Origin of the sequence: Reichenbachiella sp. MSK19-1 (assembly GCF_003590315.1) — a bacterium.
Taxonomy (GTDB): Bacteria; Bacteroidota; Bacteroidia; order Cytophagales; family Cyclobacteriaceae; genus Reichenbachiella; species Reichenbachiella agariperforans.
In genome coordinates this window covers 480,106-493,828 of sequence record NZ_MIER01000015.1, presented here as the reverse complement: position 1 = coordinate 493,828, position 13,723 = coordinate 480,106, and the positions used below count along the sequence as shown (strand labels likewise).

At 48.8% G+C, this 13,723-nt stretch carries 7 protein-coding genes; all 7 read left to right on the top strand.

Going from position 1 to position 13,723, the window contains the following annotated elements; all coding sequences use genetic code 11:
- Nucleotides 1-5 precede the first annotated feature (5 nt).
- The 7 genes from BGP76_RS10195 to BGP76_RS10165 all read left to right on the top strand — a co-directional run bounded on the left by BGP76_RS10195 (nucleotide 6) and on the right by BGP76_RS10165 (nucleotide 13,701).
- The gene (locus tag BGP76_RS10195) at nucleotides 6-1,538 is read left to right on the top strand and encodes a cellulase family glycosylhydrolase (protein WP_119844972.1); all 1,533 of its coding nucleotides are present in this window, start codon (nucleotides 6-8) and stop codon (nucleotides 1,536-1,538) included.
- A gap of 134 nt (nucleotides 1,539-1,672) precedes the next feature.
- Nucleotides 1,673-4,084: a beta-galactosidase GalB gene (gene galB, locus BGP76_RS10190; RefSeq protein ID WP_221409874.1), complete on the top strand. Its 2,412-nt coding sequence runs from the start codon at nucleotides 1,673-1,675 to the stop codon at nucleotides 4,082-4,084.
- Nucleotides 4,085-4,118: 34 nt separating this feature from the next.
- On the top strand, nucleotides 4,119-6,968 hold the full coding sequence (locus tag BGP76_RS10185) for a TIM-barrel domain-containing protein (RefSeq protein WP_221409873.1): 2,850 nt from the start codon (nucleotides 4,119-4,121) through the stop codon (nucleotides 6,966-6,968).
- Nucleotides 6,969-7,156: 188 nt separating this feature from the next.
- On the top strand, nucleotides 7,157-9,334 hold the full coding sequence (locus BGP76_RS10180) for a glycoside hydrolase family 3 C-terminal domain-containing protein (RefSeq protein ID WP_119844584.1): 2,178 nt from the start codon (nucleotides 7,157-7,159) through the stop codon (nucleotides 9,332-9,334).
- Nucleotides 9,335-9,410: 76 nt separating this feature from the next.
- On the top strand, nucleotides 9,411-11,360 hold the full coding sequence (locus tag BGP76_RS10175; RefSeq protein WP_221409872.1) for a glycoside hydrolase family 97 protein: 1,950 nt from the start codon (nucleotides 9,411-9,413) through the stop codon (nucleotides 11,358-11,360).
- 296 nt (nucleotides 11,361-11,656) lie between these two features.
- On the top strand, nucleotides 11,657-12,346 hold the full coding sequence (locus tag BGP76_RS10170; protein WP_099599074.1) for a response regulator transcription factor: 690 nt from the start codon (nucleotides 11,657-11,659) through the stop codon (nucleotides 12,344-12,346).
- On the top strand, nucleotides 12,343-13,701 hold the full coding sequence (locus BGP76_RS10165; protein WP_119844583.1) for a HAMP domain-containing sensor histidine kinase: 1,359 nt from the start codon (nucleotides 12,343-12,345) through the stop codon (nucleotides 13,699-13,701). Before BGP76_RS10170 ends, BGP76_RS10165 begins: the two co-directional genes overlap by 4 nt.
- Nucleotides 13,702-13,723 lie beyond the last annotated feature (22 nt).

The following is a 13,723-nucleotide window of genomic DNA, read 5'->3' as shown; positions in this document are numbered from 1 at the left end:
CTAAAATGCTTACCTACCTGTTATTATTCACTTTGTTTTTTTCTGGCACTGCGTGCAAAGAAGATTCTGCTGGCGAGGATATCGATGAGCCAGATGAGGTTACCTTGAGCATTGACCAAGACAGCTATGATTTTTCAGCTGACGGAGGGTCAGACAAGATCCTGATTACCAGCAATGCCAAATGGAAGCTGACCTACGAATCGGATGCTTTTTGCAAACCCACCATTCAATCTGCCATTGGTGACGCAGACGTCACCATCAATGCCACCGCCAATGAGACCACCGCAGCGCGCAGCATGGTCATGACCTTGACCAGCGAGGGAACGGAGGATGTTGCCATCAGCATCAGCCAAGCAGCAGGCGAAGGAGAGCCCGTAGATCCAATAGAACCGGAAGGTCCAGACTACGTCGATCCTGACAACACAGACATGCGCGACCTTACCTCCATCCAACTGTCACAGCTCATGGGCATCGGATGGAATCTTGGTAATTCTATGGAAGCCATCAATGCAGGCTCAACACCACCTACTGGAAGCGAAACTACCTGGGGAAATCCCGTAGTGACCAAGGAACTAATCGATGCAGTGAAAGCAGCTGGCTTCAATACCATCCGTGTACCGGTGTCCTGGTCGCACATGCTTTCAGATCAATCAACCTACAAAATCAAAACCGAGTGGCTACAGCGAGTAGAAGAAGTAGCCAACTATGCACTGGACAATGAAATGTATGTCGTGATCAATGTCCACTGGGACGGTGGATGGATGGACCATCCTTTTTATTCGGAGCAAGATGCTATCAACGAGAAGCTCGCAGCTTTCTGGAAGCAAATTGCCGTTTACTTCCGAGATTATGATGACCATTTATTGTTTGCCGGTAGTAATGAGGTTCGCAACGAAGCGAATTACAACGCTCCAACAGCAGAAGAGGCAGAGGTACAGAATTCCTTTAATCAGACATTTTTGACTACTGTGAGAGCCACAGGAGGACGCAATACTTATCGCCACCTGATTGTTCAAGGCTTCAATACCAACATTGATCACACGGTCAATGAACTAACTATCCCAACCGATGAGACAGAAGATCGCATGATGGTAGAAGTGCATTACTATGACCCTTACAACTTTTCTCTAGACGAAAATGCCGCGAGTGGCAAACCACTATGGGGCGAGCCCTACAAAGACCAAACAGGTTATGTGGATACTTGGGGACAGGAAGACTGGGTAGAGGAGCAGTTTGGTAAGATGAAAACCAACTTCGTAGACAAAGGCTACCCTGTGCTACTAGGAGAATACGGTGCACTGTGGAGGGATGTGTCAGGTATCTCTGACCCGAACTATCCGAGTCAGTCTGAGCACGATGAGTCAAGGAAGTATTATCTCAACTACGTGACTAAAGCCGCTTTGGACAATGGGATTATCCCAGTCTATTGGGACAATGGACATACCGGAAACAACGGTTTTGCCTTATTCAACAGAAGTAGCACCGAAGTGTCCAACCAAAGTGCATTGGATGGCATCATCAGCGCAGGAGAGGAGTAAAGATTTTAACTAAAGCACCCAACCCAAATCAACTAACCCTCCAAGGGTTTCAAACCCTTGGAGGGTTGTTCTAGAAAATCATGATAAGAAAAAGGTACACACATTTCATAATAGTAGTTTTGATAGGCTTCCTGATGGCATCTTGCCACCAGGCCAAGTCTCCCAGAACTATCCTGTCTTTCAACGAAGACTGGAGTTTCTCACTGGCTGACAGTACGCTAGATGCGAGCAACACGTCCTATGACGATGCAGACTGGAGAGTTCTCGATGTTCCACACGATTGGAGCATCGAAGGGGAGTTTTCCGAAGATCATCCAGCGACTGCTGGTGGGGGAGCTTTGCCCGGAGGGATCGGTTGGTACCGCAAGAGCTTCCAACTCGATGTTTCCCAAAAGGGAAAACAGGTATACGTGCAGTTCGACGGGATCTACATGGACAGTGAGGTGTGGATCAATGGCACTTACCTCGGCAAGCGCCCCTTTGGCTACATATCCTTCGAGTACGACCTGACACCTTATTTGAACTTTGGTTCGAAAGAAAATGTCCTAGCCGTCAAAGTCAACAATGCCAATCAGCCCAACTCTAGATGGTATTCGGGAAGTGGAATATATAGAAACACACGTTTGGTGATCACCGATGCGATCCATGTCACACAGTGGGGGACGTATGTGACTACTCCAGAAGTGACGCGTGAGTCTGCTACGGTGAGCTTGGAGACTACTGTGCTCAACCCAGGTACTCAACCGGCTGATGCGGAAGTGTACACTCTCATCAAGAATGAAAAGAATCAAGTAGTCGCCAATACCATGTCGTCTACCAAGTTGGTAGCGGGTAAGAATACCGTAGCACACAGTGTGACGATCAAGTCCCCAGAGCTGTGGAGCATAGACTCTCCCCATCTATACACGGTCGTGACCGAAATCAGAACAGGAGGGGAGCTCACGGATCACTACGAGACCCCTATGGGTGTGCGTACTTTTACTTTTGATCAGACGAACGGTTTCATTCTCAACGGCGAGTCAGTCAAAATCAAAGGTGTATGCATGCACCACGATTTGGGGAGCTTGGGTTCTGCCATCAACACGCGAGCGTTGGAGCGTCAGCTGGAGATTTTGCGGGGCATGGGCGTCAACGCCATCCGAACCTCGCACAACCCACCTGCACCAGAACTGCTCGACCTTTGCGACCAGATGGGTTTCTTGGTGATGGACGAGTCATTTGATATGTGGAGCTTGAAAAAGTCACCTTATGACTATGCACAGTACTGGGACGAATGGCACAAAAGAGATTTGGAGGATTTCATCCAAAGAGATAGAAACCATCCCAGTATCATCATGTGGAGTACAGGCAATGAGATATTGGAGCAATGGGGAGATCAAGGGCCGATCATTGCCAAAGAGCTATACGATATCGTCAAAGCACTCGATGCGACCAGACCCATTACTGTGGGGATGAACCCACCGGTCAACATGACCAATGCAGGGGTCACGACACAGTTTGAAGTGAACTACAATTCCATTTCAAAATCAGATGGGATCGATGTGATAGGCTACAACTATGCGCACCAAACATACCCTCACCATCAAGCTAATTTTCCTGACAAGCCATTCATCGCTACAGAAACGACATCAGGGCTGATGACGAGAGGATATTATGACACACAGTCCGATACAGTCAAAAGATGGCCGATTCGTTGGGACATTCCATTCGATCAGGGCAATCCGGGCAATACCGTATCCGCGTATGACCAGGTCAGTGCTCCCTGGGGATCTACGCATGAGGAAACTTGGAAAGTGATCAAAAATGACCCGTCGTTGTCTGGGATGTTTATCTGGACGGGTTTTGACTACATCGGCGAACCGACCCCATACACATGGCCTTCGCGCAGTTCATATTTTGGAGTGATTGATTTGGCGGGATTCCCCAAAGATGTTTACTACATGTACCAGAGCGAATGGACCGATCAGGATGTCCTGCATGTTTACCCGCACTGGAACTGGGCCGGTCGTGACTCGGTGGATGTGTGGGCGTACTACAACCATGCAGATGAGGTAGAGCTTTTCTTGGACGGAAAATCACTCGGTACAAAATCAAAAGAGGGCGAAGACCTCCATGTGATGTGGAGAGTAGCTTATGCGCCAGGGCAATTGAAGGCAGTTTCTAGAAAAGGTGGTCATGAGGTTTTGACTCAAGTCATTGAAACAACCAATGAGGCAAGTCAAATCGCGCTCACCGCTGATCGACAGACTATCACTGCGGATGGCAAGGATTTGAGTTTCATCATGGTAGAGGTGCAAGACGACCAAGGCCGTACAGTGCCTGTGGCTACTGACCTCATCCAGTTTGCGGTCGCAGGCCAAGGCAAGATCGTCGGCGTGGACAATGGTGATCCGACGAGTCACTTGTCGATGAAAGGAAACAAAATGCGCGCCATGGCAGGAAAATGCTTGGTGATCGTCCAGTCGGGCAAGAGCGCAGGACAGATCACACTCACGGCCTCTGGTGAGGGATTGACGACTAGTTCACTAGTCATAGAAACGAAATAAGGAATAACAATAAGGGTAAATAAAGACTCGTGACATGAGTGAAAAAGGAAAAATGATGAAGAATATTTTGGTTTGGGGAGCACTGATCTGCGCGATATACGCTTGCGGAGAGACTTCCAAAAGCTATGAGCAAGTAGAAAACGGCGTAGTGGTATATCCTACAACGGGAAGTGCCAAAGGTCTCAAAGTGACTTTCGTGACCGACGATATCGTCAAGGTAGAAGCATCGGCCACTACGGCATTTGATACCACGACGAGTTTGGTCGCTGTGCCAGAGCAGGTGTCTGTACCGATTGACATCAAAGAAGCGGATGGCACGTTGACGCTAGCGACTGACGAACTCATCGTGACCATCAATCAAGCTACGGGGCAAGTGTCTTATGCAGATGCAGAGGGCAACCCGATCATGTCCGAACAGAACGAAGGCAGAGCTTTCGAAGCGATCACTGTCGAAGGCAAAGCGGGTTATACCATGAGTCAGAAGTTTGACTCACCGGAGGACGAGGGGATCTATGGTCTCGGACAGCACCAAGCCGACGAGATGAACTACAAAGGCAAGAATGAAGAGCTGTTTCAGTACAACACCAAGGTGTCGATTCCATTCGTGATGTCCACGGAGAACTACGGTATCCTGTGGGACAACTACTCATTGACGAGATATGGTGATGAAAGACCATACACGAACATCGATCAGTTCAAACTTTACGACAAGACAGGCAAAGAAGGTGGCTTGACGGCTACCTACTATGACGACCAAAATTCAGAACACGTATTCGTCGAAAGGGTAGAAGATATCATCGATTACGAGAACCTCACTACGGTAGAGAACTTCCCAAAGGACTTTCCTTTCGCGAATGCGAAAATCGTATGGGAAGGCCAAATCGAGGGAAGCGAAAGCGGTTTGTTTAGGTTCCTGTGCTACTACGCGGGATACACCAAATTATGGATCAACGGTGAGCTGCAGTTCGAGAAGTGGAGAACCGCTTGGAACCCATCGGTTGCCAAGTTCAGTGCAGACCTCAAAAAAGGAGAGAAGAACGACATCAAACTGGAGTGGATTCCAGACGGAGGCGTATCATACATCGGGTTGAAAGCATTGTCTCCTGTAGACGAAGCGGTACAAAAGCAGATTGCATTCAGCTCAGAGATGGGACAGAACATTCGCTACTATTTCATGGCGGGTGACAACATGGATGACGTGATCAGCAAGTACCGCACCGTGACCGGCAAAGCGCAAGTGATGCCGAAGTGGTCGATGGGTTTCTGGCAAAGTAGAGAAAGATACAAGACGCAGGACGAATTGCTTGGTGCACTGGGCGAGTTCAGAAAACGTCACATTCCGATAGACAACATCGTGCTGGACTGGTCATACTGGCCTAAGACAGAGTGGGGTAGCCATGATTTTGATCTAGAGAGATTCCCAGACATCACTGGGATGATCGATAAGATTCACGAGCAAAATGCCAGAGTGATGATCTCTGTATGGCCTAAATTCTACCACAACACCGAGCACTACAAGCAGTTCGATGCGCAAGGCTGGATGTACAAACGTGCGGTGGAAGACAGCGTAAAAGACTGGATTTATCCGGGATACATTGGGTCGTTCTACGACGCATATTCGTCAGGAGCACGCAAGATGTTTTGGGATCAAATCCATGACAAGCTCTACACCAAAGGCTTTGATGCTTGGTGGATGGATGCATCCGAGCCAGATATCTTGTCCAATGCAAGCATCAAATACAGAAAGGAATTGTCAACCCCTACAGCGCTAGGGCCATCGACGGAGTATTTCAACGCCTACGCACTACAAAATGCCAAAGGTATCTACGAGGGGCAACGTTCGGTCAACAACGACGAAAGGGTATTCATATTGACTCGTTCGGGATTTGCGGGTATCCAGAGATTCGGAGCAGTGACATGGAGTGGAGACATCGGTACACGATGGGAAGACATGAAGGCGCAGATCTCAGCAGGGATCAATTTTGCCATGTCGGGTTTGCCATATTGGACGATGGACGTGGGTGGATTCTGCGTGGAGAAACGCTACGAGAGAGCCACCGAAGGGAGCGAAGACATGAAAGAATGGAGAGAGCTCAACACGCGTTGGTTCCAGTTCGGTGCATTCGTGCCGTTGTTTAGAGTACACGGTCAGTACCCGTTCAGAGAGGTGTACAACCTCGCACCTGAGACACATCCAGCCTACAAATCGATGCTGTACTACAACAAGCTGCGATACAAAATGATGCCGTATATCTACTCGCTGGCGGGTTGGACGTACACCAAGGACTACACGATCATGAGAGGCTTGGCGATGGATTTCTCGGCGGACAAGAAGGTCTATGAAATTGGGGATCAGTTCATGTTTGGCCCCTCACTGATGGCCTGTCCAGTCTATGTCTATGGCGCGAGAGACAGAGAAGTCTATTTGCCAAAATCAGCGGGATGGTACGATGCTTACTCAGGGGAGTATTACACAGGTGGACAGACAATCACGGCACAAGCGGAGTACGAAAGAATGCCGCTTTTCGCGAAAGCGGGATCGATCGTGACTTTCGGTCCTGAGATCGAGTACACGACACAGAAGCCAGCCGACCCGATCACGGTCGTGGTGTATGCCGGAGCGGATGCTTCGTTTGATCTATACGAGGATGAAGGAACGAACTACAACTACGAGTCGGGCAAGTTCACTTCCATCAACTTGAAATGGTCTGAGTCTGCGAAGACCTTGACGATCGGTGAGCGCGAGGGCAGTTTTGACGGCATGCTGGAGAACAGGACTTTCCGTGTCAAAGTGATCAGCAAAGACAACAAAGGAAACATCGACGACTTGTCAGGATACGAGGAAGTGAAGTATTCGGGACAGCCTGTATCGGTGAAAGGATAAAAGAGGAGGGTAGAAGGCCCTCACTAAACCTGGCAGGTTTCGACCATTGAGTCAAATGAAGTTCTAAGTGCCTTGTTGCTGTAGAATGGCATAAACCTGTCGGGGTTTGAACTTGGTGAGATGCGAAAAGTGCCCTATGATGAAAATGACAACCCAATCAACCTATTTAAGTCATAAAGAAAAGTAACATGAAATTTGTTTTGTATTCATTGGTAATGGTTTTCTCATGCCTCTCCGCGCTTGGACAAAGCACGGAGACGGCACGGGAATCCCAAATTGACAGCCTCATCGCCTTGATGACGCTGGAGGAGAAGGTCGCGATGTGTCATGCACAGTCCAAATTCAGTTCGCCTGGAGTACCTAGACTCGGTATCCCCGAGATCTGGATGTCGGATGGGCCACACGGTGTGCGTGCCGAGATCAACTGGGACAACTGGGGCTATGCCGGCTGGACCAACGATTCGATCACTGCATTTCCGGCGCTGACGGCTCTGGCTTCTACCTTCAACCCGGAGCTATCTGCGGCCTATGGAGTGGCTGTGGGTGAGGAGGCGCGTTACCGCAAAAAGGACATACTCCTCGGCCCTGGTGTCAACATCTACCGTACGCCGCTCAACGGGCGAAACTTCGAATACATGGGCGAGGATCCTTATTTGGCCTCCCAAATGGTAGTGCCTTATATCCAAGGCGTACAACAAAATGGAGTAGCAGCCTGCGTCAAACACTATGCGCTCAACAACCAAGAACTATGGAGAGGACACATCAACGTCCATGTGAGCGACAGAGCGCTACACGAGATCTACCTGCCAGCCTTCAAAGCAGCAGTGGTAGAGGGCGAAGCTTGGTCGATCATGGGGGCATACAATCAGTTCAGAGGGCAGCACTGCTGTCACAACGAGCTGTTGCTCAACGATATTTTGAAGACAGACTGGGGCTTTGATGGTGTAGTAGTTACCGACTGGGGTGGTGCACATGACACCAAACAGGCTGCCGAGTACGGTCTCGATATTGAGATGGGAACTTGGACTAACGGCCTGACAGCTTCCAAGGCGCTAGCCTATGACAATTACTTCCTGGCGAGCCCGTTTTTGAACCAGATCAAAGCAGGTGATTTGTCAGAGGATTTGGTGGATGACAAGGTGCGTAGAATCCTACGTCTGATGTATCGCACCAGCATGGATGCGACCAAACCACTGGGCCGTGTCAACAATGCCGCGCATCACGCTGTGGCAAGACAAGTAGCGACCGAGGGGATCGTTTTGCTGAAAAATGAAGGAGACTTCTTCCCAATTGACCCCAATCAGAAACTGAAGATTGCCGTGATCGGTGAAAATGCCACTCGTCAGATGACGCTGGGTGGAGGCTCTTCGGAGCTGAAGGCGCAGTTTGAGATATCGCCTTTGCAGGGATTGCGTGAGCGCTATAGGGAGGCGGAGATCGTACACAGCATGGGGTATGCTTCGGGTGCGCCGGCTTATGGTCGTGCGTTGCCTTCTCCGTATGATGCGGACTCATTGAAAGCAGCTGCGCTAGCAGTGGCTAAGGATGCAGATGTCGTGTTGTTCTTTGGTGGGCTCAACAAGAACCACTACCAGGATTGTGAGGGCGGTGACCGTTTGCAGTATGGCTTGCCTTTCGGGCAGGACGAATTGCTCCACGAGTTGGCTGCTGTCAATGCCAACCTCGGGTTGGTCCTCATCAGTGGCAATGCAGTCGCCATGCCTTGGCTGCCAAAAGTGAAAGGCGTGATGCAAGGTTGGTACCTTGGCAGTATGGCTGGATATGCACTGGCTGACGTGATCAGTGGGGATGTCAATCCGTCGGGTAAGATGCCTTTTTCGATCCCGAAGGAGCTGAAAGACAACGCTGCGCATAGCTTTGGAGAGATGTCATACCCTGGTGACAGCATCGATCAGTATTACAAGGAGGATATTCTTGTGGGCTACAGATGGCACGATACCAAGAAGGTCACGCCGCAGTATGCTTTTGGGTACGGGTTGTCTTATACGGATTTCGCTGTGTCAGCGATCACGACGGACCGGACAAAGTATAGTTTGACGGACGAAATCACGGTGTCTTATGCTGTCGCGAATACCGGCAAAACTGCAGGTGCAGAAGTGGTACAAGTCTATGTCGGAAAACCTAAATCCAAAGTTAATCGAGCCAAGAAGGAATTGAAAGGCTTTGATAAAATCACAGTAGAAGCAGGGCAGTCTGCAACAGGCTCGCTGACGATACCTGTGTCCGATTTGGCTTACTACGACGAGAAGAGCTCAGATTGGAAAGTAGAATCAGGTAGTTATGTGCTTTACATTGGGAATGCTTCGGATCAAATCCAAAGGGAAATAAAAGTACAGATTAAGTAAAGTGTAGTTCGTACACTTTACTTAATCTCACTATATTTATTGCTTGAAATTCTAAAACAAACAAAAGACTACAAGCATGTTTAAAAGAAAGATGATTGCATGGATGGCGATGATAGGATTGTTCTATTCTTGTCAGCCCTCTGTAGATACTACCTCCAACCAAGTCAGCAGCCCAGATGGCACGTTGGTACTGACGGTGGCACTATCCGAAACAGGGAATGCTAGCTACTCAGTAACCAAAGATGGCACTGCCGTCCTAGAGACATCTCAACTGGGTGTACGCAGACAGGACGGGGAATTTACTGCAGGACTGAAATTGACCGCTACATCGGAGAGCAAATCGATCAAGGATAGTTATACGCTCAAAGTAGGGAAGAGACGAGACAACCAGTATCTTGCCAACCAAAAGGTTTTCACTTTCGCGAATGCACAGGATCAAATCATGGAAGTGATCTTTCAACTCTCAGATGATGGAGTGGCTTTTCGTTACCATTTTTTGGGAGAGGCTGGAGAGCAGAAGTTCATCACGGACGAACTGACGACTTTCAATTTGCCAAACGATGCCCGTGCATGGTTGCAACCATGCGCAGATGCCAAGACGGGCTGGGCACAGTGCAATCCGTCTTATGAGGAAAATTACTTGATGGATATATCAGTGAATCAAGCCAGTCCTACCAAAGCAGGCTGGGTGTACCCTGCGTTGTTCAAGACAGGAGACAACTGGGTGATCATCTCCGAAGCAGGGCTGGACAAAAACTACTGTGCGACGAGACTCGAACCAAAATCTCCAGAAGGGGAGTACAAGGTAGGTTTTCCACAAGATGCAGAGCAGATATTTGATGGGGAGTTGTATCCTGAGTCGACTTTGCCATGGTATAGCCCGTGGAGAGTATTGGCGATTGGTTCGCTCAAGACCGTGACCGAGTCTACGCTGGGAACTGATGTCGCGACTCCTGCGATTGCAGGGGATTTCTCATGGGTAGAGCCAGGACGTGCCTCTTGGAGCTGGGTACTACTCAAGGACGATATGACCAACTACCCCGTATCCAAGCAGTTCATAGACTATGCCTCAGACATGGGCTGGGAGTACTGCCTCATCGATGCGCTCTGGGATACGCAGATCGGCTATGAAAAGATCCAAGAGCTGGTGGACTATGCAGCGACCAAAGACGTAGGCTTATTGCTGTGGTACAACTCAGCAGGCAATTGGAATGAGACTTTTCAGACCCCAAAGGATATGATGCTGACTCCTGAGTCTAGAATGGCAGAGTTTAAGCGTATCAAAGAGATGGGTATCAAAGGAGTGAAGATTGACTTCTTCGGTGGAGACGGTCAGTCGGTGATTGAGTATTATCACGAGATATTGACGGATGCTGCAGAGGCGGGAATCATGGTCAACTTTCACGGCTGTACTTTGCCTCGTGGCTGGCAGAGAACTTATCCTAACCTCGTCTCTATGGAGTCGATCAAAGGGATGGAGTTTATCACTTTCGATCAAAAGGATGCAGATGTAGCAGTGCCACATTGTGCGATGTTGCCGTTCACTCGAAACGTATTCGATCCGATGGATTTCACGCCCGTGGCATTCTCGGAGATACCGAACATCAAACGTTTGTCCTCCAATGGTTTCGAATTGGCTTTATCGGTACTATTCGTGTCGGGTGTGCAGCACTATGCAGAGACGGCAGAGGGTATGCAGGCCGTTCCAGAGTTTGTGCGTGAGGCAATGCGCGCCGTACCTGTCAAATGGGATGAGACCGTATTTGTCGATGGATTCCCTGGCAAGCAGGTCGTGATGGCCCGCCGCAGTGGCAAGAACTGGTTCATCGCTGGCATCAATGGGGAAACCGAAGAAAAGGCGTTGACTTTGGATCTTTCTTTTGTCAAAGGACTCCAAGGAACCATGATCAATGACGGAATGACCAACAGAGACTTGGTGCAAGATCAAATCACTGTTGCTGAAGACGGCCAGTTGCCAATTATTTTGAAACCCAACGGTGGTTTCTTGATTCAGCTTTCAGAGTAATCATTCTTCTCGTGAAGGGGGAAATAATAATAAATCTCAAATGAAGTTTGTTATAAACTTGGGCGTGATGCTGCTCCTCGCGAGCAGCATCAGTGCTTAAAAAAGGCTTGCCAGAGTCTTAGAAAGAGGTGCTGCCTCTAATAACATCCGCCCAAACAAGCGTGACGGGTAAAGTAAGCGGATGCTATTTTATTCGTGATGATAGGGTCCAGCGCTTCTCTCATTACATTCTAATTCCAAAAAGTGTCAGGGTAAAGGAATATTGTGGAATTTTACTCGAATTTACTTTTTGTCAGATGAAAATATTGCTTGTTGAGGATGAGGTGCAGGTGGTTTCATTTCTGAAAATGGGACTCGAAGAACATGGTCACAGTGTTTCGGTAGCTTTGGATGGACAGTCGGGGTTCGAGATGCTCGTGGGGCATGAGTATGATTTGGTGCTGTTGGATATCATGCTGCCAGGCATCAATGGCATGGATTTTTTGCGTCAAGCACGTGAAAAGAAGATGCAAACACCCATCATCATGTTGACTGCCCTAGGCACTACCGAAAACGTCATATCTGGACTGGAAACAGGAGCGGATGATTACTTGGTCAAGCCCTTCAAGTTCGAAGAACTGATCGCGAGGATGACTGCCGTGACACGACGTAGTGCTACCCGAGAGAAGGTAGTCGATGATCACATCTTGAGTTTTGCGGATATAGTGGTCGATGATCACCTCAAATCAGTCAAGCGCAACGGAGAAAAGATCAATTTGACCCATACAGAATATCGGTTGCTGTGTTGTTTGATTCGCAACAAAAACAGGGTGTTGACTCGGGAGCAACTGCTCAATCAGGTTTGGGGGATTGACTTTGAGTTGACGACCAATGTCGTGGATGTCTATGTCAATTACCTGAGAAAGAAGATTGAGAAGGAAGCGAAAGACCGCATCATTCATACTGTGGTGGGGATAGGTTATGTGCTCAAAATAGAGGACATATGATACGCCTGCGTGTAGCGATATTGTTTTCCTTTTTGACGGGGCTTGCCTTACTTTTCTTTATGTCCTTGGTGTATTTCACCTCTAAGGACAACATGGAAGATAATTTTTTTGATGACCTGATGGACAAAGCGAATCTCGAAGGGGAAGTGCTTTTGGAAAAGGATGAGTTGGCAGCAGAGATATACCAAGAGATCATTCTGAGTCATTCGGTCAAACTCACCGAGGAGCGGCTCTATGTTATCCCTGTGTCCGATACTTTGGGATCGATAGCTGAGGGCGTACTGGAGCGAGAGGTGTTGCGTGAGACGCTTCGTCACGGCGAGTACCGCTACTACAAAGACACGCAGCAGTGGGTGAGCTTGTTTTATACGGACAATCAGGGGGACTTTATTATTCTACTCACGGCGGTAGATGACGAGAGCGAAGAGGAACTGAGTGATCTAGTCAGCAGCATGTTGTCCGGGTTGGTTTTGACGATGATCGTTCAGTTTTTGGTGGGGTGGTTTTTTGCCAAGAACATTACCTTTCCTATCGTAACGCTAGCGGCTCAACTCAAGGAAATCAATGCCAGCAAGTTGTCCAGTCGTGTAGTGGTCAGTGAGAGAAACGATGAAGTTCGTCAGCTGGAAGTGACGCTCAACGAGATGTTAGACAGGTTAGAAAAGGGGTTTGACCTCCAGAAGAAATTTTTGGCGAATGCCTCTCACGAATTGAAAACGCCTCTCACCATCATTAGTGGGCAGTCGGATGTCGCGCTACAGCGCACCCGGACGGTCGAAGAGTATCAGGGGTTTCTCCAAGTGGTGATGACCGAAACGGATAAACTAGCACAGATCATAGCGGACCTGATCCAACTCACAGAGGTGAGTACAGGAGGGAGCAAGTACTTTGAGAAGACAAGTTTTAGGGTCGAGGATGTCATATTGGAGCTGCAGGCTTTTATGTTTCGCTACCTCGGGCAGGACCGCATCAAGGTAAACTACGAAAGCGAGGAGGAGTCATACCAACTCGTAGGGAACAAAAACTGGTTGATTATCGCCTTTTCTAACATCGCTAAAAACGCCTTGAAATTTTCGGATAACCAAGCGGTCTTGCTTCATATCGGGTTTGATGCCAGGGACCATACGGTATCTATCGCCTTTGAGGATAGGGGGATAGGCATTCCGAAGGAGGATTTGCCCATGATTGCTGACCCGTTTTTTAGAGCCATGAATGTCGGTGCGATTCCAGGCTCTGGGATAGGACTGTCTATCGTCAATGAAATCGTCAAGCTACACGAAGGACAGATGCATATCACCTCCGAGTTGGGGGTCGGGACGACGGTCAGGGTCGTGTTCCCTCTCGCAGAAGGCTAACTTCTAATCGATTTCTAATCCA

Coding starts and splice junctions, on each gene's coding strand:
- BGP76_RS10175 (WP_221409872.1), top strand. CDS start 9,411: ATGTTTAAAAGAAAGATGATTGCATGGATGGCGATGATAGGATTGTTC.
- galB (WP_221409874.1), top strand. CDS start 1,673: ATGGCATCTTGCCACCAGGCCAAGTCTCCCAGAACTATCCTGTCTTTC.
- BGP76_RS10170 (WP_099599074.1), top strand. CDS start 11,657: ATGAAAATATTGCTTGTTGAGGATGAGGTGCAGGTGGTTTCATTTCTG.
- BGP76_RS10165 (WP_119844583.1), top strand. CDS start 12,343: ATGATACGCCTGCGTGTAGCGATATTGTTTTCCTTTTTGACGGGGCTT.
- BGP76_RS10180 (WP_119844584.1), top strand. CDS start 7,157: ATGAAATTTGTTTTGTATTCATTGGTAATGGTTTTCTCATGCCTCTCC.
- BGP76_RS10185 (WP_221409873.1), top strand. CDS start 4,119: ATGAGTGAAAAAGGAAAAATGATGAAGAATATTTTGGTTTGGGGAGCA.
- BGP76_RS10195 (WP_119844972.1), top strand. CDS start 6: ATGCTTACCTACCTGTTATTATTCACTTTGTTTTTTTCTGGCACTGCG.